This is a genomic window from Nocardiopsis sp. KDC1DS13DA1 (assembly GCF_055632325.1).
In genome coordinates this window covers 242668-265778 of the sequence record NZ_JBVMUY010000017.1, presented here as the reverse complement: position 1 = coordinate 265778, position 23111 = coordinate 242668, and the positions used below count along the sequence as shown (strand labels likewise).

The 23111-nt window shown below is 67.5% G+C and carries 34 protein-coding genes; all 34 read right to left on the bottom strand.

The window, feature by feature from the left end:
• Positions 1-57: 57 nt before the first annotated feature.
• The 34 genes from rpsK to ACTVAJ_RS13085 all read right to left on the bottom strand — a co-directional run bounded on the left by rpsK (position 58) and on the right by ACTVAJ_RS13085 (position 22997).
• Positions 58-465, bottom strand: coding sequence for a 30S ribosomal protein S11 (rpsK, locus tag ACTVAJ_RS13250; RefSeq protein ID WP_017598561.1), 408 nt, complete (start codon positions 463-465; stop codon positions 58-60).
• A gap of 64 nt (positions 466-529) precedes the next feature.
• A complete protein-coding gene (rpsM, locus tag ACTVAJ_RS13245; protein ID WP_017598560.1) occupies positions 530-910 on the bottom strand; it encodes a 30S ribosomal protein S13 in 381 nt (126 codons plus the stop codon).
• 204 nt (positions 911-1114) lie between these two features.
• Positions 1115-1228 (bottom strand): 50S ribosomal protein L36, encoded by a 114-nt coding sequence (gene rpmJ / locus ACTVAJ_RS13240; protein ID WP_082206327.1) that lies wholly within the window; start codon positions 1226-1228, stop codon positions 1115-1117.
• 52 nt (positions 1229-1280) lie between these two features.
• Positions 1281-1502, bottom strand: a complete 222-nt coding sequence (gene infA, locus ACTVAJ_RS13235; RefSeq protein ID WP_013156135.1) for a translation initiation factor IF-1 — start codon at positions 1500-1502, stop codon at positions 1281-1283.
• Between the two features lie 488 nt (positions 1503-1990).
• Positions 1991-2449: a DUF1707 SHOCT-like domain-containing protein gene (locus tag ACTVAJ_RS13230; RefSeq protein ID WP_470388413.1), complete on the bottom strand. Its 459-nt coding sequence runs from the start codon at positions 2447-2449 to the stop codon at positions 1991-1993.
• A 58-nt stretch (positions 2450-2507) separates the two neighbouring features.
• The gene (gene map / locus ACTVAJ_RS13225) at positions 2508-3332 is read right to left on the bottom strand and encodes a type I methionyl aminopeptidase (protein WP_470388412.1); all 825 of its coding nucleotides are present in this window, start codon (positions 3330-3332) and stop codon (positions 2508-2510) included.
• Positions 3332-3997 carry an adenylate kinase gene (locus tag ACTVAJ_RS13220; protein WP_470388411.1) on the bottom strand — a complete coding sequence of 222 codons (666 nt, stop codon included), beginning with the start codon at positions 3995-3997 and terminating at the stop codon, positions 3332-3334. Before ACTVAJ_RS13220 ends, map begins: the two co-directional genes overlap by 1 nt.
• The gene (secY, locus tag ACTVAJ_RS13215; protein WP_470388410.1) at positions 3998-5311 is read right to left on the bottom strand and encodes a preprotein translocase subunit SecY; all 1314 of its coding nucleotides are present in this window, start codon (positions 5309-5311) and stop codon (positions 3998-4000) included.
• Between the two features lie 284 nt (positions 5312-5595).
• Positions 5596-6060 carry a 50S ribosomal protein L15 gene (rplO, locus tag ACTVAJ_RS13210; RefSeq protein ID WP_470388409.1) on the bottom strand — a complete coding sequence of 155 codons (465 nt, stop codon included), beginning with the start codon at positions 6058-6060 and terminating at the stop codon, positions 5596-5598.
• Entirely contained in the window at positions 6057-6242 is a 186-nt protein-coding gene (gene rpmD, locus ACTVAJ_RS13205; protein ID WP_017598554.1) for a 50S ribosomal protein L30, read from the bottom strand. The genes rplO and rpmD overlap by 4 nt, the downstream gene beginning before the upstream one ends.
• Positions 6243-6244: 2 nt before the next feature.
• On the bottom strand, positions 6245-6847 hold the full coding sequence (gene rpsE, locus ACTVAJ_RS13200; RefSeq protein WP_470388408.1) for a 30S ribosomal protein S5: 603 nt from the start codon (positions 6845-6847) through the stop codon (positions 6245-6247).
• 50 nt (positions 6848-6897) lie between these two features.
• Complete coding sequence (gene rplR / locus ACTVAJ_RS13195) at positions 6898-7278, bottom strand: 50S ribosomal protein L18 (protein ID WP_470388407.1); 381 nt, start codon at positions 7276-7278, stop codon at positions 6898-6900.
• A gap of 2 nt (positions 7279-7280) precedes the next feature.
• On the bottom strand, positions 7281-7820 hold the full coding sequence (gene rplF / locus ACTVAJ_RS13190) for a 50S ribosomal protein L6 (RefSeq protein WP_470388406.1): 540 nt from the start codon (positions 7818-7820) through the stop codon (positions 7281-7283).
• A 17-nt stretch (positions 7821-7837) separates the two neighbouring features.
• Complete coding sequence (gene rpsH, locus ACTVAJ_RS13185; RefSeq protein ID WP_470388405.1) at positions 7838-8236, bottom strand: 30S ribosomal protein S8; 399 nt, start codon at positions 8234-8236, stop codon at positions 7838-7840.
• Between the two features lie 283 nt (positions 8237-8519).
• Complete coding sequence (locus ACTVAJ_RS13180) at positions 8520-8705, bottom strand: type Z 30S ribosomal protein S14 (protein WP_017598549.1); 186 nt, start codon at positions 8703-8705, stop codon at positions 8520-8522.
• Between the two features lie 13 nt (positions 8706-8718).
• The gene (gene rplE / locus ACTVAJ_RS13175) at positions 8719-9294 is read right to left on the bottom strand and encodes a 50S ribosomal protein L5 (protein WP_470388404.1); all 576 of its coding nucleotides are present in this window, start codon (positions 9292-9294) and stop codon (positions 8719-8721) included.
• On the bottom strand, positions 9294-9599 hold the full coding sequence (rplX, locus tag ACTVAJ_RS13170; RefSeq protein ID WP_470388403.1) for a 50S ribosomal protein L24: 306 nt from the start codon (positions 9597-9599) through the stop codon (positions 9294-9296). The genes rplE and rplX overlap by 1 nt, the downstream gene beginning before the upstream one ends.
• 3 nt (positions 9600-9602) lie before the next feature.
• Positions 9603-9971 (bottom strand): 50S ribosomal protein L14, encoded by a 369-nt coding sequence (gene rplN / locus ACTVAJ_RS13165; protein ID WP_013156121.1) that lies wholly within the window; start codon positions 9969-9971, stop codon positions 9603-9605.
• Positions 9972-10075: 104 nt separating this feature from the next.
• Positions 10076-10348 carry a 30S ribosomal protein S17 gene (gene rpsQ / locus ACTVAJ_RS13160; protein ID WP_017598546.1) on the bottom strand — a complete coding sequence of 91 codons (273 nt, stop codon included), beginning with the start codon at positions 10346-10348 and terminating at the stop codon, positions 10076-10078.
• On the bottom strand, positions 10345-10599 hold the full coding sequence (gene rpmC, locus ACTVAJ_RS13155; protein ID WP_017598545.1) for a 50S ribosomal protein L29: 255 nt from the start codon (positions 10597-10599) through the stop codon (positions 10345-10347). Before rpmC ends, rpsQ begins: the two co-directional genes overlap by 4 nt.
• Positions 10599-11012, bottom strand: a complete 414-nt coding sequence (gene rplP, locus ACTVAJ_RS13150) for a 50S ribosomal protein L16 (RefSeq protein ID WP_017598544.1) — start codon at positions 11010-11012, stop codon at positions 10599-10601. Before rplP ends, rpmC begins: the two co-directional genes overlap by 1 nt.
• Before the next feature lie 3 nt (positions 11013-11015).
• Entirely contained in the window at positions 11016-11810 is a 795-nt protein-coding gene (gene rpsC, locus ACTVAJ_RS13145) for a 30S ribosomal protein S3 (RefSeq protein ID WP_470388402.1), read from the bottom strand.
• A complete protein-coding gene (gene rplV / locus ACTVAJ_RS13140) occupies positions 11810-12178 on the bottom strand; it encodes a 50S ribosomal protein L22 (RefSeq protein WP_017598542.1) in 369 nt (122 codons plus the stop codon). Before rplV ends, rpsC begins: the two co-directional genes overlap by 1 nt.
• Before the next feature lie 72 nt (positions 12179-12250).
• Entirely contained in the window at positions 12251-12529 is a 279-nt protein-coding gene (gene rpsS, locus ACTVAJ_RS13135) for a 30S ribosomal protein S19 (protein WP_470388401.1), read from the bottom strand.
• A gap of 12 nt (positions 12530-12541) precedes the next feature.
• Entirely contained in the window at positions 12542-13381 is an 840-nt protein-coding gene (gene rplB, locus ACTVAJ_RS13130; protein WP_017598540.1) for a 50S ribosomal protein L2, read from the bottom strand.
• 56 nt (positions 13382-13437) lie between these two features.
• The gene (gene rplW / locus ACTVAJ_RS13125; protein WP_017598539.1) at positions 13438-13728 is read right to left on the bottom strand and encodes a 50S ribosomal protein L23; all 291 of its coding nucleotides are present in this window, start codon (positions 13726-13728) and stop codon (positions 13438-13440) included.
• Positions 13725-14393 (bottom strand): 50S ribosomal protein L4, encoded by a 669-nt coding sequence (rplD, locus tag ACTVAJ_RS13120; protein WP_470388400.1) that lies wholly within the window; start codon positions 14391-14393, stop codon positions 13725-13727. The genes rplW and rplD overlap by 4 nt, the downstream gene beginning before the upstream one ends.
• Positions 14394-14396: 3 nt before the next feature.
• A complete protein-coding gene (gene rplC, locus ACTVAJ_RS13115) occupies positions 14397-15047 on the bottom strand; it encodes a 50S ribosomal protein L3 (RefSeq protein WP_470388399.1) in 651 nt (216 codons plus the stop codon).
• Positions 15048-15059: 12 nt separating this feature from the next.
• Entirely contained in the window at positions 15060-15368 is a 309-nt protein-coding gene (gene rpsJ, locus ACTVAJ_RS13110; RefSeq protein WP_017598536.1) for a 30S ribosomal protein S10, read from the bottom strand.
• A 247-nt stretch (positions 15369-15615) separates the two neighbouring features.
• Positions 15616-16809, bottom strand: a complete 1194-nt coding sequence (gene tuf / locus ACTVAJ_RS13105) for an elongation factor Tu (RefSeq protein WP_470388398.1) — start codon at positions 16807-16809, stop codon at positions 15616-15618.
• Positions 16810-16891: 82 nt separating this feature from the next.
• Complete coding sequence (gene fusA / locus ACTVAJ_RS13100; RefSeq protein ID WP_470388397.1) at positions 16892-19003, bottom strand: elongation factor G; 2112 nt, start codon at positions 19001-19003, stop codon at positions 16892-16894.
• A gap of 39 nt (positions 19004-19042) precedes the next feature.
• Positions 19043-19513, bottom strand: a complete 471-nt coding sequence (gene rpsG / locus ACTVAJ_RS13095; RefSeq protein ID WP_017598533.1) for a 30S ribosomal protein S7 — start codon at positions 19511-19513, stop codon at positions 19043-19045.
• A 2-nt stretch (positions 19514-19515) separates the two neighbouring features.
• Positions 19516-19887, bottom strand: coding sequence for a 30S ribosomal protein S12 (gene rpsL / locus ACTVAJ_RS13090; protein WP_014912437.1), 372 nt, complete (start codon positions 19885-19887; stop codon positions 19516-19518).
• 479 nt (positions 19888-20366) lie between these two features.
• Positions 20367-22997 (bottom strand): DNA polymerase III subunit gamma/tau domain-containing protein, encoded by a 2631-nt coding sequence (locus ACTVAJ_RS13085; RefSeq protein ID WP_470388396.1) that lies wholly within the window; start codon positions 22995-22997, stop codon positions 20367-20369.
• Between the last annotated feature and the right edge of the window lie 114 nt (positions 22998-23111).

Here is a 23111-nt window from a genome sequence, read left to right as displayed (position 1 = left end):
GCGGGCCAAACACCGCGTACGCCGTCCGCGCGGTAGGAGTCGCGGCGGCGGCCGGGATCAGACCCGGCGGCGCTTGGGCGGACGGCAGCCGTTGTGCGGAACCGGGGTGACGTCCTGGATGGAGCCGACCTCGAGACCGGTCGCGGTGAGCGAACGGATGGCGGTCTCCCGGCCGGAGCCCGGGCCCTTGACGAAGACGTCCACCTTGCGGACGCCGTGCTCCTGGGCACGGCGCGCGGCGGCCTCGGCGGCCATCTGCGCGGCGTACGGGGTCGACTTACGCGAACCCTTGAAGCCCACCTGTCCGGAGCTGGCCCACGAGATCACGGCACCGGTGGGGTCGGTGATGCTCACGATCGTGTTGTTGAACGTGCTCTTGATGTGAGCGTGACCGTGGACAATGTTCTTCTTTTCCTTGCGGCGCACCTTACGCGCGGCACCCTGCTGACGGCCCTTAGGCGGCATGAGCGAAACTCCCAGAGATCATCGGTCCGTGTATGTCTCGGACGCGGTCGACAGTCCGAGCGGACTACTTCTTACCGGCCTTCTTCTTACCGGCCACGGTCTTCTTCTTGCCCTTGCGGGTACGGGCGTTCGTCTGCGTGCGCTGACCGCGGACCGGGAGGCCACGACGGTGCCGGATGCCCTGGTAGCTACCGATCTCCATCTTGCGACGGATGTCGGCCTGGACCTCACGACGCAGGTCACCCTCGACCTGGTAGTTGGCGTCGATCCACTCGCGCAGCTTGACCAGGTCCTCTTCGGACAGGTTGTAGACGCGCGTGTTCCCGTCGACACCGGTGTTCTTCAGCGTTTCGAGCGCGCGGGTGCGGCCGACCCCGAAGACGTACGTGAGAGCGATCTCGACCCGCTTGTCGCGGGGGAGGTCAACGCCGGCGATACGTGCCATGTGGGCGAGACTCCATCCAATGTGTTGCGGAGGTCTGACCCGTTCCACCCTCCCGTCGCCCAACCGACGAGGCCCCGGCCTCCGACCGGGGGTGGTTCCCGAGCACTCTCGGGAATCGGAACAGGTGTTCGTTCTTGCTGGCCCAGCGGGAAACGCGTTCCCGGCCGGGCGGTCGCGACGCGGAAGCCGCGGCGAGCGAGGGTGTTAGCCCTGACGCTGCTTGTGCCGCGGGTCCGAGCAAATGACCATGATCCGGCGGTTGCGGCGGATCACGCGGCACTTCGCGCAGATCTTCTTCACGCTCGGCTTGACCTTCATGGTGACTCCGAACTCGATGTCACCCGCTCCGGGCCGTACGGCCCGCGACGGGCTACTTGTAGCGGTAAACGATACGCCCGCGCGTGAGGTCGTACGGGCTCAGCTCCACGACGACGCGGTCGTCGGGGAGAATACGGATGTAGTTCATCCGCATCTTGCCGCTGATGTGGGCAAGGACCTGGTGCCCGTTGTCGAGCTCTACCTTGAACATAGCGTTGGGTAGGGACTCGACAACGGAACCCTCGATCTCGATGGCGCCGTCCTTCTTTGCCATGTCCTCCACGCCTCGCTCATCGATTGGTTGATCAGGACAACCCGACGGGTTCCGTTGTGCCCTCGCATGACACGAGGGCCCCGACGACGGTGCAGGAAGCCAACCGTCGTCGACGCCGAAGCACACTGGAAGTTCGGGCCAACTGCGAGAGCGTACGTCGTCGGGAAGACGGGGCACGAAGAAGGCAGACTGACCCAACAGCCCGCGTATGGGCAGTGTCAGTGTATCCCCTCTGGACAAGTGCTCCTAACCGACGGGCAGAGCACCCTACACCGTCACATCCCCGGGGCGAAACGGCCGTCCCGAACCCGGGCCGAAACGAACCGGAGGCCCAGGCAGGCACCGTTCGGGCGCCGGCGGGGTGCTGCACGACGAGGCGAGCCGCCGAGCGAGGAACGAGCGACAGGCGACGCCGAGGAGGAAGCATCCCTGCCTTTCGGGGCGCCCGAACCCGGGCCGAAGCGAACCGGAGGCCCAGGCGGGCACCATCAGGCGGAGCCGTCACCGCCGTGTCCCCGCCCGGCGGCCAGCACCCCCACGGTCACCACAGCCATCACGATCCCCCACGGGCCCAGAACCCACAGGAACCACGGGTAGGTGTTCTGCCCGGTGAGGAAGAGGATGAGCCAGATGACGAAGCACAGGACGTTGACGCCGCCGTAGAGGATCCACGGCACGAGCAGTGCCGGGTCCCGCATGTTGATCGGCGGTGCCACGGCGAACTCGGCGCCCCGGGAGGCGCCGGTCAGGTCCGACAGGTCGCGCTCGGGCAGATCCCGGGTGACCTCCGCCAGCTCACCGACGGTGCGCGCCTTGTAGGCCTGTCCCAGGCGGTCGGTGAACTCCTCCTGGTCCAGCCGCCCCTGGGCGAACTGCTCCTGGAGGAGCTGGGCCACACGGTCGCGCTCCTCGTCGGACGTCCGCATCGACGGAACCGGTTCGGACACCGCGCACACCTCGCTTCTCCCCCGGAGGGCACCGCGCCGCGCACGGCGCGGAAGGCCGCTACCAGGTCGGCTGAACCAACCCCATCTCCGCGATTTTATCGCGGTTGGACTCGCGTGCGGTGAGCACCATCGGGCCCTCCGCGGTGATGGCCACCGAGTGCTCGAAGTGCGCCGCACGCCGACCGTCCTTGGTCACGACGGTCCAGTCGTCGTCGAGCGTGACCACGTCCTGCCTGCCGAGCGTGGTCATCGGCTCGATGGCCAGGCACATCCCCTCGACCAGGCGCTGGCCCTTGCCGCGCCTGCCGTAGTTGAGCACGTGCGGGTCCATGTGCATCTCGGTGCCGATTCCGTGGCCGCCGTACTCACGGACGTTGCCGTAGCCGCCGTGCTTGGAGATGTGGGCGGCGATCGCATGGCCGACGTCGCCCAGGCGCCTGCCCGGGCGCAACTCGGCGATCCCCCTCCACATGGACTCCTCGCACACCTCCATCATCCGGAGGTCCTCCGGACGGCCCTCGCCGACCGCGACGGTGATCGCGGAGTCGCCGTGCCAGCCGTCCAGGATGGCCCCGCAGTCGATCGAGATGATGTCGCCCTCGGCCAGCACCCGCTCGGCGCTGGGGATGCCGTGGACGACCTCCTCGTTGACCGAGGCGCAGATGGAGCCGGGGAAGCCGTGGTAGCCCTTGAACGAGGGGACGGCGCCCGCGTCGCGGATCACCTTCTCCGCGATCGCGTCCAGCTCCAGGGTGGACACTCCGGGCCGCACCGCGGCCCGGAGGGTGTCCAGAGCGCGGGCCACGACCTGGCCCGCCGCCCTCATCTTGGCGATCTGCTCCGGCGTCTTGATCTGCACGTCCGGTTCCGCCCTACGAAACATCAGGAGCCGGCCTTCCCGACCTTCTCCGCGATGGCGGCCTTGGCCCGGGCCGTCACGTCCTCCACCGCACCCACCGCGGCGATGGTGGCCAGCAGCCCCTCCGCCTCGTAGAACTCCACGAGCGGAGCGGTCTGGTCACGGTAGACCTTGAGGCGGTGACGGATCGTCTCCTCGCGGTCGTCCTCGCGCTGGTAGAGCTCGGCACCCTCGGTGTCGCAGCGACCCGCCGTCTTGGGCGCGTCGTACTCCACGTGGTACACCCGGCCGCACTCGGGGCAGGAACGGCGGCCCGAGAGCCGTTTGACGACCTCGTCCTCGTCGACCCTCAGCTCCAGCACGACGTCGAGCCGCGTCCTGAGCTCCCCGAGCATCTCCCGGAGCTTCTCGGCCTGGGGGACGTTGCGGGGGAAACCGTCGAGCAGGAAGCCCGGCTTCGCGTCGTCCTGAGCCAGGCGGTCCTTGACCATGGCGTTCGTGACCTCGTCCGGGACGAGGTCGCCGCGGTCCATGTACTCCTTGGCCTTCTTGCCCAGCTCGGTGCCGCCGCTGACGTTCGCCCGGAAGATGTCGCCCGTGGACACCTTGGGGACCGACAGCTCGGCCGCGAGGATCTGGGCCTGGGTGCCCTTACCGGCCCCAGGAGGTCCCACCAATACTGCACGCATTTATCGCAGAAAACCTTCGTAGTTCCTCTGCTGGAGGTGACTCTCGATCTGCTTCACCGTGTCCAGCCCGACACCGACCATGATCAGGATGCTCGTACCGCCGAAGGCGAAGTTCATCGAGGCGCCGGTGGCGCCCAGAGCCACCATCGGCAGGAGAGCGATCACGCCCAGGTACAGGGAGCCGGGAGTCGTCAGCCGCTTCAACACGTGGTCGAGGTACTCGGCGGTCGGACGCCCCGGTCGGATACCCGGGATGAACCCACCGTACTTCTTCATGTTGTCGGCGACCTCAACGGGGTTGAAGGTAATCGCCACGTAGAAGAACGCGAAGCCGACGATCATGAGGAAGAAGGTGGCCATGTACACGGGATGCGTACCGGTGAGGAAGTAGGTCTGGAGCGTCGTGATGACGACGTTGTCCGATTCCGGACCCACCAGGTTGATGATCATCTGCGGCAGGAACAGCATCGAGGAGGCGAAGATCACGGGGATGATGCCCGCCTGGTTGACCTTCAGCGGGATGTAGGTGGAGCTGCCTCCGTACATCCGGCGGCCCACCATCCGCTTGGCGTACTGCACCGGGATGCGGCGCTGCGCCTGCTCCATGAAGATCACCGCGGTCACCAGTGCCAGGGCCGCGATGCAGATGATGATGAAGGCCCAGACCGAGCGCTCCTCGTACATGCCGATGATCGACGACGGGAGCACCGCGATGACGGTGGTGAAGATCAGCAGCGACATACCGTTGCCGACGCCGCGCTCGGTGATGAGCTCACCGAACCACATGACCAGCATGGTGCCGGCGGTCATCACGAAGACCATGGTGACCAGGGTGATGATGTCCTGGTTGGGCATGTAGGCCTGCACCGGGATGACGCCCTGGAAGAGCAGGTCCGTACGCGCCATGGCCACGATGCTGCTCGACTGCAGGACCGCGAGCATCAGGGTGAGGTAGCGGGTGTACTGGGTGATCTTGGCCTGCCCGGCCTGTCCCTCCTTCTTGAGGGCCTCCAGGCGGGGGATCACCACCGTCAGCAGGTTGATGATGATGCTCGCGGTGATGTAGGGCATGACCCCGAGCGCGAACACCGCCAGACGCAACAGTGCACCGCCGCTGAACAGGTTGACGAGGTCGTACACACCTGTGGCGTCACTACCCTGCAACGCCTCCATCTGGTCCCGGATCGCGGCCGAGTTGATCCCCGGCGCGGGGATGACCGATCCCAGACGGAACAGCGTCAGGATGGACAGTGTGAACAGCAACTTGTTGCGCAGATCGGGCGTGCGGAATGCACGGACGAACGCACCTAGCACGTCTCCTCCTGCGCGATTTCGGCGGCGGAACGGGTTCCAGACATCGCGGCCGATCCTGAATCGTCGTAGATCGTCAGCACGGGGCGCGTCGCCCTGTGCTCGGAAGTATTCACATTACGTCAAGCGGGGGGTGCAAACAGATGGCACTGTAACAGTCATCACCCCCGCGCGGCGGACCGACCGTCATAACGATCGCCACTCACAACGCGCGAGGGCGCCCGCCGGCGGGTCTGTCACGGACCTGCCGGGCGGGCGCCCCTACAAACGCATCGCGGGGAAGACCCCTACAGCTCGGTGACGGAGCCACCGGCGGCGGTGATCTTCTCCTTCGCCGTGGCGGAGAGCGCGTTCACGCTCACCTGCACGGCGACGGTGATCTCACCGGTCCCCAGCACCTTGACGGGCTGGTTCTTGCGAACCGCGCCCTTGGCGACCAGGTCCTCGACCGTGACCGCGCCACCCTCGGGGTAGAGCTCGGTCAGGCGGTCCAGGTTGACGACCTGGTAGGTCGTCTTGAACCGGGCGTTGCTGAAGCCCTTCAGCTTGGGCACCCGCTTGATCAGCGGCATCTGGCCGCCCTCGAAGCCGGGGCGCACCGTGTTACGAGCCTTCGTGCCCTTGGTGCCGCGACCGGCGGTCTTGCCCTTGGACGCCTCGCCGCGGCCCTTGCGGGTCTTGGCCTTGTTGGCACCCGGGGCCGGCCGCAGGTGGTGCAGCTTGAGCAGCTCGTCGGGGTTGTAGTCGCTCATTCGGCAACCTCCTCGACAGAGACGAGGTGCGAGACGATCGTGATCTGCCCGCGAACCTCGGGGCGGTCCTCACGGACGGTGGACTTGCCGATCCGGCCCAGGCCCAGCGACTGGAGGGCAGCGTGCTGCTTCTCCTTGCCGCCGATCTTGGAACGGGTCTGCGTGATCTTGAGCTTGGCCATGGTCAGGCTCCTGCCTTCGCCTCAGCGCGGGCACGCAGGAGCGCGGCCGGGGCGACGTCCTCGATCGGCAGGCCACGGCGGGCGGCGATCTCCTCGGGCTGGTTGAGCCCCTTGAGAGCAGCCACGGTGGCGTGCACGATGTTCAGCGGGTTGGACGACCCGAGCGACTTGCTCAGGATGTCGTGGATGCCGGCGCACTCCAGGACGGCGCGCACGGGACCACCGGCGATAACACCGGTACCCGGGGCGGCCGGACGGAGCAGGACAACGCCCGCGGCGTCCTCACCCTGGACCTGGTGCACGATCGTGCCCTGGACGCGGGGAACGCGGAAGAAGTTCTTCTTCGCCTCCTCGACACCCTTGGCGATCGCGGCCGGGACCTCCTTGGCCTTGCCGTAACCGACACCGACCATGCCGTTGCCGTCACCGACGACGACCAGGGCGGTGAAGGAGAAGCGACGGCCGCCCTTGACGACCTTCGCGACCCGGTTGATGGTCACGACCTTCTCGATGTAGGAGACACCCTTGTCTGCGGCGCCGCCGCGGCGATCGTCACGGCGATCACGCCGCTCGCCACCGGCGCCGCGCCGCGGTGCTGCAGCCATCAGTGGTTCCTCTTCTCGTGGTTGATGTTGCCAAGTACAGAGGTCATCGGCTAGAACTCCAGTCCGCCCTCGCGCGCCGCCTCGGCGAGCTTGGCGATACGGCCGGCGTACTGGTTCCCGCCACGGTCGAAGACGACCTGGGTGACGCCGGCGTCCTTCGCGCGCTGCGCGAGGAGCTGGCCCACCTTGACGGACCTGTCGGACTTGGTGCCCTCAAGCCCGCGAACGTCGGCCTCGACGGACGACGCGGCGGCCAGCGTGTGGCCCTTCGTGTCGTCGATGATCTGCGCGACGATGTGCTTGGAGGAGCGGAACACGGCCAGACGCGGACGCTCGGCGGTGCCCTGCACCTTCTTGCGGACACGGAACTGGCGGCGCGCACGGGAGGTGGCGCGCTTGGCGGTCCGCTTGCGGCTCACGGTGATGCCCATGCCTACTTACCAGCCTTTCCGGCCTTGCGGCGGATGTGCTCACCCTGGTACCGCACGCCCTTGGCCTTGTACGGGTCAGGCCTGCGCAGACCGCGGATGTTCGCGGCGACCTGGCCCACCAGCTGCTTGTCGATGCCCTCGACGTGGAGGAGCGTCGGCTTCTCGACACGGAAGCTGATGCCCTCCGGCGGCTCCACCACGACGGGGTGGCTGTAGCCCAGCGAGAACTCCAGGTTGGAGCCGCGAGCCTGGACGCGGTAACCCACACCGTGGATCTCCAGCGTCTTGGAGTAGCCCTTGGAGACACCCTCGATGAGGTTGGCGATCAGCGCACGGGTCAGACCGTGCAGCGACCGGTTCTCCGGCTTGTCGTCGGGACGCACCACCGTGATGACGCCGTCCTCGTCCCTGGAGACGGTGATCGGCTCGGCGACGGTGTGCTTGAGTTCGCCCTTCGGCCCCTTGACAGTGACGTCTTGCCCGTCAATCGTGACTTCGACGCCCTTGGGGGCCGAGATCGGCAGTCGACCGATACGCGACATGCTTCAATCTCTCCCTGTTACCAGACGTAGGCGAGGACTTCGCCGCCAACGCCACGCTTCTTGGCCTGCTTGTCGGTCATCAGGCCGCCGGACGTCGAAATAATCGCCACACCGAGGCCGCCCAGCACCCGGGGCAGGTTCTCCTTCTTCGCGTACACACGCAGGCCGGGCTTGGAGACCCGGCGGATGCCCGCGATGGAGCGCTCACGGGTGGGGCCGTACTTCAGGTCCAGGACGAGGCTCTTGCCGACGGTGGCCTCCTCGGTCCGCCACCCCTGGATGAAGCCCTCCTGCTGGAGGATCTCGGCGATGTGCGCCTTGATCTTGGAATACGGCATCGTCACGGTGTCGTGGTACGCCGAATTCGCGTTACGCAGACGCGTCAGCATGTCTGCGATCGGGTCGGTCATCGTCATGGCCGACTGGCCCTTCCTCACCGCGGTTTCCGAGTGCGGGCCTTCCCAGGGCCTGTCCCCGCACGGGACGTACCCGTGGAGGTGCACAAACGGACCTACGGCGTGGTCGTGGGCACCGCGATCCCGAAGGGGACTGCCGTGCCCTGATGGTTGTTTGGTACCGGACCGCTTCCCAGGTGTGGGAACGGTCACTACTGTTGAGCCAGCGAGAGGTGGCTCCGGGGGGCGGCCCCGCGGTGCTCTCCCCTGGGGGAGGGCGGTGCGGGGCCGGCCCCACCGGGAACTACCAGCTCGACTTGGCGATACCGGGCAGCTCGCCCCGGTGGGCCATCTCGCGGAAGCAGATGCGGCAGAGGCCGAACTTCCGGTAGACGGCGCGGGGGCGGCCGCACCGCGAGCATCGAGTATACGCGCGAACGGCGAACTTCGGCTTGCGGGCCGCCTTCGCGATCAGGGACTTCTTAGCCATCTTGCGTTACCCCTCAGGCTTCCTTGAACGGGAAACCGAGCCGCTTGAGCAGGCTGCGGCCCTGGTCGTCGTTGGCCGCCGTGGTGACGACCGTGATGTCCATGCCACGCTGCCGGTCGACCTTGTCCGGGTCCACCTCGTGGAACATGACCTGCTCGGTCAGACCGAAGGTGTAGTTCCCGTTCCCGTCGAACTGCTTCGGGGACAGACCGCGGAAGTCCCGGATCCGGGGCAGAGCCAGCGAGAGCAACCGGTCGAGGAACTCCCACATCCGGTCGCCGCGCAGCGTGACGCTGGCGCCGATCGGCTGCCCCTCGCGCAGCTTGAACTGCGCGATGGAGTTCTTCGCGCGGTTGATCCGCGGCTTCTGGCCGGTGATCGCCGACAGGTCGGCGACCGCGCCCTGGATCAGCTTCGCGTCCCGCGCCGCCTCGCCGACACCCATGTTGACCACGATCTTGGTCAGACCGGGGATCTGCATGACGTTGGCGAGCTCGAACTCCTCCCTGAGGGCGGAAGCGATCTCGTTACGGTACTTCTCCTTCAGCCGCGGCATCGGAGGGACCGTGATGTCGTTGGTGACCGTCATCAGATGTCCTTACCAGTGCGGCGGGAGACCCGAACCTTGGTTCCGTCTTCCTCGAAGCGGTAGCCCGCCCGGATGGCCTTGCCGTCCTCCGCGAGCGCAACGTTGCTCACGTGGATCGGGGCCTCCTTGGTGACGACCTCGCCCTGCTGGCCGCCCGCCGGGTTGGCCTTCCTGTGCTTCTTGACCAGGTTGACGCCCTCGACGACGACACGGTCCTCACTCGGGAGGGCCTTGACGACCTTCCCGGTGGCACCCTTGTCCTTGCCGGCGATGACGATGACCTCGTCGCCAGATTTGATCTTCATCGCCTACAGCACCTCCGGCGCCAGCGAAATGATGCGCATGTACTTCTTGTCCCGCAGCTCACGGCCGACCGGGCCGAAGATACGGGTGCCTCGCGGGTCCCCACCGTCCTTGATGAGCACGGCAGCGTTCTCATCGAAGCGGATGTAGGAGCCGTCGGGCCGGCGGCGCTCCTTGACGGTGCGCACGACAACGGCCTTGACGACGTCGCCCTTCTTGACTCCAGCGCCAGGCAGGGCGTCCTTCACCGTGGCGACGATCGTGTCGCCGATCCCGGCGTAGCGCCGACCCGAGCCACCGAGAACACGGATGGTGAGGATCTCCTTGGCACCCGTGTTGTCGGCGACCTTGAGTCGCGACTCCTGCTGAATCACGTCTGCTCCTGATGTGATGCGTGCGGTCCACTGCCGCACGGCTAGGTGGTCTCACCCCTCGCGCCGGCGGCCGACACCGAGTGTCGGCCGCCGACAGGCCGGGGTTACTTAGCCTTCTCCAGGATCTCCACGACGCGCCAACGCTTCGTCGCGGAGAGCGGCCGGGTCTCCATCAAACGGACCCGGTCACCGACGCCACAGGAGTTCGCCTCGTCATGGGCCTTGTACTTGGTCGTCCGACGGATGACCTTGCCGTACAGGGCGTGCTTGACGCGGTCCTCGACCTCGACAACGACGGTCTTGTCCATCTTGTCGCTGACGACGTAGCCCTCGCGCACCTTGCGGTAGTTGCGGGTCGCGGTCTGGTTCTCACTCATTCGGCTGCTTCCTTCGTCTCCTCAGCCGACTCACCAGACAGCGGGACGATGCCCAGCTCGTGCTCCCGCAGGACCGTGTAGATCCGCGCGATCTCGCGCTTCACGGTACGCAGACGGCTGTGGTTGTCGAGCTGGCCGGTGGCGGCCTGGAAGCGGAGGTTGAAGAGCTCGGTCTTCGCTTCCTTGAGCTTCTCGACCAGGTCCTCGACGGACTGGTCGCGCAGCTCGTGGGCAGTCACGGACTTCGCCATCACTCCCCCTCCCGCTTAACAAACTTGCACTTCATCGGGAGCTTGTGCATCGCACGACGCATGGCTTCCTTGGCCACCGCCTCGGGCACGCCCGACAGCTCGAACATCACGCGCCCGGGCTTGACCGGGGCGACCCACCACTCGGGCGAACCCTTACCGGAACCCATGCGGACCTCGGCGGGCTTCTTCGTCAGCGGGCGGTCCGGGAAGATGTTGATCCACACCTTGCCGCCACGCTTGATGTGCCGCGTCATGGCGATACGAGCCGCCTCGATCTGGCGGTTCGTCACGTAGGCCGCGTCCAGCGCCTGGATGCCGTACTCACCGAAGGTCACCGAGGTGCCGCCCTTGGCCTTGCCACGAAGGTCCGGGTGGTGCTGCTTACGGTACTTGACCTTACGAGGAATAAGCACTGGTCAGCTCCCCTCGGTCTTCGCGGACTCAGCCGGGGCCTTGGACTCGGCGCCCTGCTGGCCGCCGCCACCGCCGCCACGACGGCGGCGCTGCGGACGCTCACGGCGCTGACCGCCACCGCCACCGCCGGCGGAACGCTGGGCGGCCTGGGCCGCCTCGCGCTCGGCGCGGGTCGCGGGCGCGTCGCCCTTGTAGATCCAGACCTTCACGCCGATGCGGCCGAAGGTCGTGCGGGCCTCGAAGAAGCCGTAGTCGATGTCGGCGCGCAGCGTGTGCAGCGGGACCCGACCCTCACGGTAGAACTCCGAGCGGGACATCTCGGCCCCGCCCAGACGGCCACCGCACTGGATACGGATGCCCTTGGCACCGCTCTTGACGGCGCTCTGCATGGCCTTGCGCATCGCGCGGCGGAAGGCCACGCGACTGCTCAGCTGCTCGGCGACGCCCTGGGCGACGAGCTGGGCGTCGGTCTCGGGGTTCTTGACCTCGAAGACGTTCAGCTGGACCTGCTTGCCGGTCAGCTTCTCCAGCTTCGTGCGGATCTTGTCGGCCTCCACGCCGCGGCGGCCGATGACGATGCCCGGCCGGGCGGTGTAGACGTCGACGCGGACGCGGTCACGGGTGCGCTCGATCTCGACCTTGGAGATGCCGGCGCGCTCCATGTCGCCGGTCAGCATCCGGCGGATCGCCACGTCTTCCTTGACGTAGTCCTTGTAGGCCTTGTCCGCGTACCAGCGGCTCTTGAAGTCGGTGGTGACACCGAGGCGGAACCCGTGCGGGTTAACCTTCTGCCCCACTATCGGGTCCTTTCCTTCGTCTTGGACGAGGCGCCCGAGTTCTCAGCGACGACCACGGTGATGTGGCTCGTGCGCTTGGTCACCCGGAAAGCGCGGCCGAAACCCCGCGGGCGAATGCGCTTCAGGGTCGGACCCTCGTCCACCCACGCGCGCTCGACCACCAGCGTCTCACGGTCCAGCTTGTCATTGTGCTCAGCGTTGGCGATGGCACTGGCCAGTACCTTGCCAACAGGCTCGCTCGCCGACTGGGGCGCGAACCGGAGCACCGCCTGTGCCTCGTCAGCGGGCAACCCGCGAATAAGGTCCACCACCCGGCGGGCCTTCCGGGGCGTAACACGGACGAACCGTGCCTGAGCCCTCGTTCCCATCGCTTTTCCCTCGCTCACGGAAATTCATCTCCACTCACCGTGGAGAAATGGTTCTTACTCCTGCTGCAACCGCTAACGGCGGCTACGGCGGTCTTCCTTGACGTGGCTGCGGAAAGTACGCGTGGGAGCGAACTCGCCGAGCTTGTGGCCGACCATCGACTCGGACACGAACACGGGGACGTGCTTGCGGCCGTCGTGGACGGCGATCGTGTGACCGATCATCTCCGGGATGATCATGGACCGCCGGGACCACGTCTTGATGACGTTCTTGGTCCCCTTCTCGTTCTGCGCTTCCACCTTCTTGATCAGGTGGTCGTCGACGAAGGGACCCTTCTTAAGGCTACGTGGCATCAGACGTGCTCCTTACCGCTTCTTCTTACCGCTACGCCGACGCCGCACGATGAGCTTGTCGCTGGCCTTGTTCTTGGCCCGGGTCCGGCCTTCCTTCTTACCCCAGGGGCTGACCGGGTGCCGACCACCGGAGGTCTTGCCCTCACCACCGCCGTGCGGGTGGTCGACCGGGTTCATGACCACACCGCGGACGGTCGGGCGCTTGCCCTTCCACCGCGAACGGCCGGCCTTGCCCCAGTTGATGTTGGACTGCTCGGCGTTGCCGACCTGTCCGACGGTCGCGCGGCAGGTGATCTCCACCATGCGCATCTCACCGGAGGGCATACGCAGCGTGGCGTAGCGTCCCTCCTTGGCGAGGAGCTGGATCTGGGATCCCGCGGAGCGGCCGAGCTTGGCACCGCCACCGGGCTTGAGCTCCACCGCGTGCACGAACGTACCCGTGGGGATGTTGCGCAGCGGGAGGCAGTTGCCCGGCTTGATGTCCGACTGCGGACCGTTCTCGACGCGGTCGCCCTGCTTGAGGCCGGCGGGCGCCAGGATGTAGCGCTTCTCACCGTCCACGTAGTGCAGCAGGGCGATGCGGGCCGTGCGGTTCGGGTCGTACTCGATGTGCGCGACCTTGGCCGGCACGCCGTCCTTGTCGTGGCGACGGAAGTCGATCACACGGTAGGCCCGCTTGTGACCGCCGCCCTGGTGGCGAGCGGTGATGCGGCCGTGGCCGTTGCGCCCGCCCTTGGAGTGCAGCGGACGGACCAGGGACTTCTCCGGCTCCGAGCGCGTGATCTCGACGAAGTCGCTCACGCTGGAACCGCGACGACCCGGTGTCGTCGGCTTGTACTTACGAATGCCCATCTTCTTCGCGCATTCCTTTACGTGTTACTTGATGTGTAGCGGTCAGACCCGGAAGGTCAGACACCGAAGATGTCGATCCGGTCGCCCTCGGCGACACTGACGATCGCGCGCTTGGTGTCGGGACGCTTCCCGTAACCGAAGCGGGTGCGCTTGCGCTTGCCCTTGCGGTTGATCGTGTTCACGCTCGTGACCTTCACGTCGAAGATCTTCTCGACCGCGATCTTGATCTGGGTCTTGTTGGCGTCCGGGCGAACGATGAACGTGTACTTGTTCTCGTCCATGAGCCCGTAGCTCTTCTCGGAGATCACCGGCTCGACGATGATGTCCCGGTGGTCGGCGATCCTCACTGGTCGTCCTCCTCGGACTGCGCGGCCTTGGCACCGGCCGCGTGGGCCAGGAACTCGGCGTAGCCCGCCTCGGTGAAGACCACGTCGTCCGAGTAGAGGACGTCGTAGGTGTTCACCTGGTCCGCGTCGAGGATGTGGACTTCCTCGAGGTTGCGCAGGGCGCGCCGGTTGTGCTCGTCCTCGCGGGCCAGAACGACCAGGACCTTGTCGGACTCGGTCACCTGACGCAGCGCCTTGAGGGCCGTCTGCGTGAGCTTGGTGTCGGCGTCCTCGGCCACGAACGAGCTGAGGACGTGGATACGCCCGTGACGCGCCCGGTCGGAGAGGGCTCCGCGCAGGGCGGCGGCCTTCATCTTCTTCGGGGTGCGCTGGGAGTAGTCCCGCGGCTGGGGGCCGTGGACCGTGCCACCGCCGGCGTACTGCGGCGCCCGGATGGAGCCCTGACGGGCCCGGCCGGTGCCCTTCTGCCGGTAGGGCTTCTTGCCACCGCCGCGGACGTCGCCGCGGGTCTTGGTGGCGTGGGTGCCCTGGCGGCCGGCGGCCAGCTGGCCGTTCACGACCTGGTGGATCAGCGGGATGCTGACCTGCTGGGCGAAGACGCTGTCCGGCAGCTCCACGCTGCCCTTGGCGCCACCCTCGGGGTTCTTGACCTCGATCTGGGCCATGGCTTACTTGTCCCCCTTCACAGCGGTGCGGACGAGCACCAGACCGCCGTTGGGACCGGGAACAGCACCCTTGACCAGGATGAGGCCCTTCTCCGCATCCACGGAGTGGACGGTCAGGTTCTGGACGGTCTTGCGCACGTTGCCCATGCGCCCAGCCATCCTCATGCCCTTGAAAACGCGGCCGGGCGTGGCGCAGCCGCCGATGGAACCGGGAGAGCGGTGCTTGCGCTGCGTGCCGTGCGTGGCGGAGAGACCACGGAAACCGTGGCGCTTCATCACACCGGCGAAGCCCTTGCCCTTGCTCTTACCCGTGACGTCGACCCTCTGGCCGCTCTCGAAGCTGTCCGCGGAGACCTCCTGGCCGAGCTGGTACTCGGAGGCGTCCTCGGTGCGGACCTCGACGTAGTGCCGGCGCGGGGTCAGGTCGTGCGCGCGCAGGTAGTCGCCGAGCGGCTTGTTCACCTTGCGCGGGTTGATCTGCCCGTAGCCGAGCTGGATAGCGGAGTAGCCATCGGTGTCCGGAGTCCGGATGCGGCTCACGACGCACGGACCGGCCTTCAGAACCGTCACGGGCACGATCTTGCCCGCGTCGTCGAAGACCTGGGTCATGCCGAGCTTCTCGCCCAGAACTCCCTTGATCTGCTTGGTGGCCATGTCTGTGCGTCCTTAAAGCTTGATCTCGATGTCAACGCCCGCCGGCAGGTCGAGCCGCATGAGCGAGTCGACGGTCTTCGGCGTGGGGTCGATGATGTCGATCAGCCGCTTGTGCGTGCGCATCTCGAAGTGCTCGCGCGAGTCCTTGTACTTGTGCGGCGACTTGATGACGCAGTAAACGTTCTTCTCCGTCGGCAGCGGCACCGGGCCCGCGACCTGTGCACCAGTTCGCGTCACAGTCTCGACGATCTTCTTCGCCGAGCTGTCGATGACCTCGTGGTCATAGGCCTTTAGCCGAATGCGGATCTTCTGTCCCGCCATGTGGCCTGTTCGTCCTTCGCTTCAGTGTCCGTAACGGTGTCTGTCCCGGTCACAGACGCCCAGGCCCCGGCGGAGACCGCCGTGTACCGTGAGCCCCTATTCCCTTGAGAAACCGCAACAGGGCTTGCCCCTGCGGTGCGTCACCGTCACAGAGCCCGATGACGTCTTTGGTGGTGCGGTGGTCGGGCCGTGCGAACACGGCCCGACCACCGCGTCGGGGTGGCGGTTCGCCACCCCAACCTGGGTACTACTTGATGATCTTCGTGACGCGACCGGCGCCCACGGTCCGACCACCCTCGCGGATGGCGAACTTCAGACCGTCCTCCATGGCGACCGGCTGGATCAGCTGGACGGTCATCTCGGTGTTGTCACCGGGCATGACCATCTCGGTGCCCTCCGGCAGCGTCACGACGCCGGTGACGTCGGTCGTGCGGAAGTAGAACTGCGGGCGGTAGTTGTTGAAGAACGGCGTGTGGCGGCCACCCTCGTCCTTGGACAGGATGACGACCTGGGCCTCGAACTCCGTGTGCGGGGTGGTCGTGCCCGGCTTGATGACGACCTGGCCGCGCTCGACGTCCTCACGCTTGATGCCGCGCAGGAGCAGGCCGACGTTGTCGCCCGCCTGGCCCTGGTCGAGCAGCTTGCGGAACATCTCGACACCGGTGACCGTGGTGGTCTGCTTCTCTTCCTTGATGCCCACGATGTCAACGGTCTCGTTGACGTTGATGATGCCGCGCTCGATACGACCGGTGACGACGGTGCCGCGACCGGTGATCGAGAAGACGTCCTCGATGGGCATGAGGAACGGCTTGTCGGTGTCACGCTCGGGCTCGGGGATGAAGCTGTCCACGGTGCCCATGAGCTCCAGGACGGACTGCGCCCAGGTGGCGTCGCCCTCGAGGGCCTTGAGCGCGGAGACCTTGGTGACCGGAACGTCGTCACCGGGGAACTCGTACTCGCTGAGCAGCTCGCGGACCTCGAGCTCGACGAGCTCGAAGATCTCCTCGTCGTCCACCATGTCGGCCTTGTTCAGGGCGACGACGATGGCGGGGACGCCGACCTGGCGGGCCAGGAGCACGTGCTCCTTGGTCTGCGGCATCGGGCCGTCGGTGGCGGCCACGACCAGGATCGCGCCGTCCATCTGGGCCGCACCCGTGATCATGTTCTTCACGTAGTCGGCGTGGCCCGGGCAGTCGACGTGGGCGTAGTGACGCGCCTCGGTCTGGTACTCGACGTGGGCGACGGAGATGGTGATACCGCGCTCGCGCTCCTCAGGAGCGTTGTCGATGTCCTCGAACGGGGTGAACGGGTTCAGCTCCGGGTACGCGTCGTGCAGCACCTTGGTGATGGCCGCGGTCAGCGTGGTCTTGCCGTGGTCAATGTGACCGATGGTGCCGATGTTGACGTGCGGCTTAGTCCGCTCGAACTTTTCCTTCGCCACTGGATGTCTCCTAGACGTACAGAGCTATCTGGTGCCCGCTCCCGCGGCCGCGGGAGCGAGCTGGTTACGTGTCCGCGGGCGATTACTCGCCGCGAACCTTCGCCACAATTTCTTGGGCGACAGCGGACGGAACCTCCGCGTAGGAGTCGAACACCATCGAGTAGTTGGCTCGACCCTGCGTGCGGCTACGAAGGTCACCCACGTAGCCGAACATCTCGGAGAGAGGAACCTGGGCCTTGACGACGCGGACGCCGGAACGCTCGTCCATGGACTGGATCTGTCCACGGCGGGAGTTCAGGTCACCGATGACGTCACCCATGTAGTCCTCCGGAGTGGTGACCTCGACGGCCATGACCGGCTCCAGGAGCGTGGGCTTCGCGAGCCTGACGGCCTCCTTGAAGGCCATCGAGCCGGCGGTCTTGAAGGCCATCTCGGAGGAGTCGACCTCGTGGTACTGGCCGTCCGTCAGCGTCACCTTGATGCCGACCAGCGGGTAGTGCGCGAGCACACCCAGCTCGGCGGCCTCCTGGCAGCCCGCGTCGACCGACGGGATGTACTCCCGCGGGATGCGGCCACCGGTGACCGAGTTGACGAACTCGTAGCCGGACGCGTCGCCGCTCTCGGTCTCGAGGGGCTCGAGGTTGATCTTGACCTTGGCGAACTGGCCCGAACCACCGGTCTGCTTCTTGTGCGTGTAGACGTGCCCCTCGACCTTCTTGCGAATGGTCTCGCGGTACGCCACCTGCGGCTTGCCGATGTTCGCCTCGACCTTGAACTCGTCGCGCATGCGGTTGACGAGCACCTCGAGGTGCAGCTCACCCATGCCGGAGATCACGGTCTGACCGGTCTGCTCGTCCGAGGCCACCTGGAAGGAGGGGTCCTCGTCGGCCAGACGCTGGATCGCGATGCCCAGCTTCTCCTGGTCGCTCTTGGTCTTGGGCTCGATGGCCACCTCGATGACCGGAGCCGGGAACGACATGGACTCCAGGACGATCGGAGCCGACTGCTCGCACAGCGTCTCACCGGTCGTGGTGTCCTTCAGACCCATGACGGCGACGATGTCGCCGGCACCGGCCTGGGAGATCTCCTCACGCTTGTTGGAGTGCATGCGGTAGATCTTGCCGATGCGCTCCTTGCGGCCCTTGAGGCTGTTGAGCACCTGGGTGCCCTGCTCCAGGACGCCGGAGTAGACGCGCACGTAGGTCAGCTTGCCCAGGTGCGGGTCGCTCATGATCTTGAAGACCAGGGCGGACATGGGCTCGTCGACGCTCGGCTTGCGGGCGAGCTTGGTCTCCTCGCTCTCGTCCTTGGGGTCGTGGCCCTCGATGGCCTCGACGTCCAGGGGCGAGGGGAGGTAGTCCGTGACCGCGTCGAGCAGGGGCTGGACGCCCTTGTTCTTGAACGCGGTGCCGCACAGCACCGGCACCGCGGTACCGGCGATGGTGGCGCGACGGATCGCGGGAACGAGCTGCTCCACGGTGGGCTCCTGGCCCTCCAGGTACAGCTCCATGATCTCGTCGTCGGCCTCGGCCAGCGTCTCGATGAACTGGTCGCGCGCCTCGCGGGCGGCGTCCGCGTGGGTGTCCGGGATGTCGATCGTGTCGTACATCTCGCCCAGCGCGGCCTCTTCGTTCCAGACGTAGGCCTTCATCCGGACGAGGTCGATGACGCCCTTGAAGTCGCTCTCGGCACCGATGTTGAGCTGGATCGGCATCGCGTTGGCGCCCAGGCGCTCGCGGAACATGTCCACGCAGCGCTGGAACTCGGCGCCGATCTTGTCCATCTTGTTGACGAAGCAGATACGCGGAACGCCGTAGCGGTCAGCCTGACGCCAGACCTGCTCGGACTGGGGCTCCACGCCCTCCTTGGCGTCGAACACGGCGACCGCACCGTCGAGGACACGCAGCGACCGCTCGACCTCGACCGTGAAGTCGACGTGGCCGGGCGTGTCGATGATGTTGATGGTGTGGTCGGCCCAGTGGGTGGTGGTAGCAGCCGAGGTAATGGTGATACCCCGCTCCTGCTCCTCCTTCATCCAGTCCATCGTGGCGGCGCCGTCGTGGACCTCACCCACCTTGTGGGTGACACCGGTGTAGTACAGGATGCGCTCGGTCGTCGTGGTTTTACCCGCGTCGATGTGGGCCATGATGCCGATGTTTCGCACCTTGGCCAGGTCAAGCAAAGTCTTAGCCATGAGGCTCGTCGTCCCTCGGTCTGTTCCGATCCAGCCGCTTTACCAGCGGTAGTGAGCGAAGGCCTTGTTCGACTCGGCCATCTTGTGCGTGTCCTCACGCTTCTTGACGGCCGCGCCGAGACCGTTGCTGGCGTCGACCAGCTCGTTCATCAGACGCTCGGTCATGGTCTTCTCGCGGCGCTGACGCGAGTAGGAGACCAGCCAGCGCAGGGCCAGCGTGGTGGACCGGGAGGCGCGAACCTCGACCGGCACCTGGTAGGTCGCGCCACCGACACGGCGGCTGCGGACCTCGAGCGCGGGCTTGACGTTGTCCAGGGCGCGCTTGAGAACGACGAGCGGGTCCTGGCCGGTCTTCTCGCGAGCACCCTCCAGGGCGTCGTAGACGACGCGCTGGGCGATGGAGCGCTTGCCGTCGAGCAGCACCTTGTTGATCAGCTGCGTGACGAGCGGCGAGCCGTAGACCGGGTCGGTGATGAGCTGGCGCTTCGGCGCCGGGCCCTTGCGCGGCATGCTTACTTCTCCTTCTTGGCGCCGTAGTGGCTACGCGCCTGCTTGCGGCCCCGGACACCCTGGGTGTCGAGCGAGCCGCGGACAATTCGGTAGCGGACGCCCGGCAGGTCCTTCACACGACCACCACGGACGAGCACGATGCTGTGCTCCTGGAGGTTGTGACCGATGCCGGGAATGTAGGCAGTCACCTCGATGCCGCTGCTCAGCTTCACGCGAGCGACCTTGCGCAGAGCGGAGTTGGGCTTCTTCGGCGTAGTGGTGTAGACACGCGTGCACACACCACGACGCTGCGGACTCCCCTTCAGCGCCGGGGTCTTGTTCTTTGCGACCTTGTCCTGTCGGCCCTTACGGACCAGCTGCTGGATGGTGGGCACCGCGTCTCCGTCTTCCTCGTGACCTACGCCGGTTCTCGTAGCCGATATCGCTATTGACCTGCTGAATTTCCCGAACCTCCCCGACCCCCGATGTCGGGCGTGTCGCGCTTGTTCTCGCGCAGGGCGAAGCCAAACACACCCGGCCGGAGGCCGTTGATGGAAGGGGGTTCACATGAGCGGCACGCCAGTACCGAACCTCGGGAGGGTCCAAGCCGCTCCCGGTCGGGCGAAAGGCGCCGCACACACACGTGTGACCCGTCGACTCACGGGCACAATCACACAGGCTACCGCCCGCCGTGTACACGGTCAAAACGGTGTGCGACATGGCGAGTTTCTATCCTCGCGTAGCCGTGGGTCCCCTCTAGTCTACGCGCTTCACGGCTCGTTTCGTCCCGGGTTTCCATGCTGGATGGGGATGCCGTCGCCCACACACGGACGGCCGCCCTCCCGAAACGGGGTCCGGAAGGGCGGCCGATGTGCTAGAGGACGAAGAGAAGAGCGACGGAGATCACCGTGACCAGGATCCCGATCACCGCGAACGCCGTCCCGACGGCGATCAGGCCCAGCCCGTCGAGCTCACCGTTGGATCGGCGGATCGCCCGCTTGGCCTTCGGCCCGGTGACGAACAGCGCCACGGCGGCGGTGGCCAGGCCGATGCCGGGCAGCAGCGAGGCCAGCCCCAGCCACAGGGTGAGCAGGGCCCCCCGGTCGGTGTCGGCGAGGAACTCGATGCTGTCGTAGCCGGGGTAGGCGTCACCCACCTCGCCGCCGGGCGGGCGGTCGTCGAAACCGGGGAAGTCGCCGGCGATCGGGTCGCGCCGCCGCCGCTGCCTCGACTGCTCCACCGGCATCCCGTAGTCGGCGGGGGTGAACCCGTCGTCGTACTCGGACTCCGCCTCCGCACCCTGCGGTCCGGCCGCCTCCCCCGGAACGGGCCCCAGGTCCGAGGGCATCCCCGGAGCGGCCCCGCGGGGATCGTCGTCGTAGCCCTCCGCCGGGTCCTCGTCGTACCCGGTGTCGTGGTAGCGGGAGTCGTACGTCTGCTCGGCGTACGCGTCGTCCGCGTAACCGGAGTCGTCGTAGCCGTCCCCGTACTCCGGCGTCCCGTAGCGGTCGGCGCCCGACCCGGGGTCGTCGAACGGGAGGGCGTCGAACATCTGCGTGGCACCGTCCGGCTGCCGTTCCTCCCCGCGGACATCCTCCTCGTCCCAGGAGCGCGCCCGGGTCTGCATGTCGGCGATCGCTCCGAGCGGGTCGTCGGAGCCGGGAACGGAGGAGGAGGGGACACCGCTGTCCGGCGCCTCGGGGTCCGCGCCCCAGTCCCGGAACTCCGGTTCGGCGGGGCCGTTCTCACGGCGGCGCCGCTCGGCCTCGCGCACGGAGTCGGGCAGGCGGGAGTCGTCGCGGTCGAACACCCACGTGTTGCCGGTGCCGCCGCCCTGCGGTGCCTGTTCGGCCGGTGCCGGGGCGGGCGAGAGCTCGTCGTCGTAACCGTCCGCGGAACGGCCGGTCCACGGTTCGGGGGTCCCCGCACCGTTCCAGGTCCCGTCCCCGTCCCGGGCCGGTGCCCAGGTCTCGAGGTCGTCGGTGCGCTCGTCCCACTGCCGGGTGGCGTCCGGCGCGCCGGAACGGGCGTCCGCGCCCCAGGAGTCGGAGCCGAGTTCGTCGTCGGCCCAGGAGTCCGCGCGGGGTGCCAGGGGGTCCGGGCCGTCCGGCGGGGACATCGGGGAACCGGCCCCGAGCCCGTCGCCGACCGGGGCCCCGGGGACCCAGGGCTCGTCCGCCGGAGGGGTGTCGGAGGACCACGACTCGTTGACACGGTCGAGGGAGGAGTCGGGGGTCCAGGTCCCACCCGCCGCGGGGGTGGCGGTGTCGGTGGACCACGGCTCGCCACTGCCTCGGCCCGGGTCACCAGACGACCAGGGCTCGCTGTCAGCGGGGGCGAGGGGATCCGCCGGCGCGGCGGCGCCCGGCGACCACGCCGCGTCCGCCGAGGGGGACACGGGGTCGGGAGACCACGGCCGCTCGTCGCGGCCGGCCGGAGGCTCGTCGTACGACGGCGAGACGGGCTCGGGGGACAGCGGATCCGCCGACACGGCGGCACCCGGCGACCACGCCGCGTCGTCCCGATCACCCGGATCACCGGCGCCCCACGGCTCACCGGCCGGGGAAGGCGCGGACTCGGCCGCCCACGGCTCCTCCTCCCGGCCACCCGAGCCGCCGGTACCCCACGGAGCATCGGCCTCGGGAGCCGCAGGATCAAAGGCGGCGGAAGCCGAGGAAGCCCCGGCGCCCGACGACCACGGCGCATCACCCCGGTCACCCGGGTCGCCGGCGGCCCAGGACACGTCATTCCGGTCACCGGTGTCCCACGGCTCGTCGTACGACGGCGAGACGGGCTCGGGGGACAGCGGATCCGCCGACACGGCGGCACCCGGCGACCACGCCGCGTCGTCCCGGTCACCCGGATCACCGGCGCCCCACGGCTCACCGGCCGGGGAAGGCGCGGACTCGGCCGCCCACGGCTCCTCCTCCCGGCCACCCGAGCCGCCGGTACCCCACGGCTCGTCGAACGACGGCACGGCGGGATCAGCGGCGGAAGCCGAGGAAGCCCCGGCACGCGGTGACCAGGGCTCGTCGGCCGGGGCGTCATCGGGCTCGGGCGACCAGGCGGTACCGGTCACCGGCTCGGCCGACCAGGTGTCCGTGGACGCCTCACCCGGGACGGCGTCCGTCTCCGGCGGAAGCGGAACCTGCGCGCTCGCGGCGATCCCCGGGAAGTTGGGCTCCTCCTGCTCCGGATCGCCCGGGATCCGGGTCAGCGGCTCGTACGCCGAGGCGCCCGCGCCGGGGTAGGACAGGGCGCCGGCGGTCGGAGGGGGCGGCTGGGGCGGCCCGCCCAGCGCCTCCGGGTACGGCTCGACCATGGGGGGCCGTGACGAACTCAGCCCCGCGTAGCCCCCGCTGTCCGGGAAGACCGTGTCACCGGTCCCCTCCTCCTCCATCGGGTCCTGGTACTCCGACTGCGTGCGGTAGCGGTTCTCACTCGGCTTGAACCACGAGTCCGACTCTCGCGCGTCCGAGTCCCGTCCGCCCCCGTTTTCAGTCACTGTGCGCCTGCTCTCCCGACAGCGCCGAAGCGCCCTCTCCCCGTCCACACCGCGATGTGCGGACCCACGACGTGAAACGGCGGCGGCACCACCCCCGTGGGTAGGTGGTGGACC

Coding starts and splice junctions, on each gene's coding strand:
- rplD (WP_470388400.1), bottom strand. CDS start 14,393: ATGGCCCAGATCGAGGTCAAGAACCCCGAGGGTGGCGCCAAGGGCAGC.
- rplB (WP_017598540.1), bottom strand. CDS start 13,381: ATGGGCATTCGTAAGTACAAGCCGACGACACCGGGTCGTCGCGGTTCC.
- rplX (WP_470388403.1), bottom strand. CDS start 9,599: ATGAAGATCAAATCTGGCGACGAGGTCATCGTCATCGCCGGCAAGGAC.
- rpmJ (WP_082206327.1), bottom strand. CDS start 1,228: ATGAAGGTCAAGCCGAGCGTGAAGAAGATCTGCGCGAAGTGCCGCGTG.
- rpmD (WP_017598554.1), bottom strand. CDS start 6,242: ATGGCCAAGCTCAAGATCACGCAGACCCGTTCCAAGATCGGCGGCAAG.
- rpsJ (WP_017598536.1), bottom strand. CDS start 15,368: ATGGCGGGACAGAAGATCCGCATTCGGCTAAAGGCCTATGACCACGAG.
- rpsG (WP_017598533.1), bottom strand. CDS start 19,513: ATGCCGCGCAAGGGCCCGGCGCCGAAGCGCCAGCTCATCACCGACCCG.
- rpsM (WP_017598560.1), bottom strand. CDS start 910: ATGGCACGTATCGCCGGCGTTGACCTCCCCCGCGACAAGCGGGTCGAG.
- rplE (WP_470388404.1), bottom strand. CDS start 9,294: ATGACGGTCACCAACGACATCACGGTCCCTCCGATGCCGCGGCTGAAG.
- rpsH (WP_470388405.1), bottom strand. CDS start 8,236: ATGACGATGACCGACCCGATCGCAGACATGCTGACGCGTCTGCGTAAC.
- rplR (WP_470388407.1), bottom strand. CDS start 7,278: ATGGGCATCACCGTGAGCCGCAAGCGGACCGCCAAGCGCGCCACCTCC.
- rplC (WP_470388399.1), bottom strand. CDS start 15,047: ATGGCCACCAAGCAGATCAAGGGAGTTCTGGGCGAGAAGCTCGGCATG.
- rplO (WP_470388409.1), bottom strand. CDS start 6,060: ATGAGCGACTACAACCCCGACGAGCTGCTCAAGCTGCACCACCTGCGG.
- rplV (WP_017598542.1), bottom strand. CDS start 12,178: ATGGGAACGAGGGCTCAGGCACGGTTCGTCCGTGTTACGCCCCGGAAG.
- rpsE (WP_470388408.1), bottom strand. CDS start 6,847: ATGGCTGCAGCACCGCGGCGCGGCGCCGGTGGCGAGCGGCGTGATCGC.
- rplF (WP_470388406.1), bottom strand. CDS start 7,820: ATGTCGCGTATCGGTCGACTGCCGATCTCGGCCCCCAAGGGCGTCGAA.
- ACTVAJ_RS13220 (WP_470388411.1), bottom strand. CDS start 3,997: ATGCGTGCAGTATTGGTGGGACCTCCTGGGGCCGGTAAGGGCACCCAG.
- rpmC (WP_017598545.1), bottom strand. CDS start 10,599: ATGGCGAAGTCCGTGACTGCCCACGAGCTGCGCGACCAGTCCGTCGAG.
- fusA (WP_470388397.1), bottom strand. CDS start 19,003: ATGGCTAAGACTTTGCTTGACCTGGCCAAGGTGCGAAACATCGGCATC.
- map (WP_470388412.1), bottom strand. CDS start 3,332: ATGTTTCGTAGGGCGGAACCGGACGTGCAGATCAAGACGCCGGAGCAG.
- rpsQ (WP_017598546.1), bottom strand. CDS start 10,348: ATGAGTGAGAACCAGACCGCGACCCGCAACTACCGCAAGGTGCGCGAG.
- rpsS (WP_470388401.1), bottom strand. CDS start 12,529: ATGCCACGTAGCCTTAAGAAGGGTCCCTTCGTCGACGACCACCTGATC.
- infA (WP_013156135.1), bottom strand. CDS start 1,502: ATGGCAAAGAAGGACGGCGCCATCGAGATCGAGGGTTCCGTTGTCGAG.
- rpsK (WP_017598561.1), bottom strand. CDS start 465: ATGCCGCCTAAGGGCCGTCAGCAGGGTGCCGCGCGTAAGGTGCGCCGC.
- ACTVAJ_RS13180 (WP_017598549.1), bottom strand. CDS start 8,705: ATGGCTAAGAAGTCCCTGATCGCGAAGGCGGCCCGCAAGCCGAAGTTC.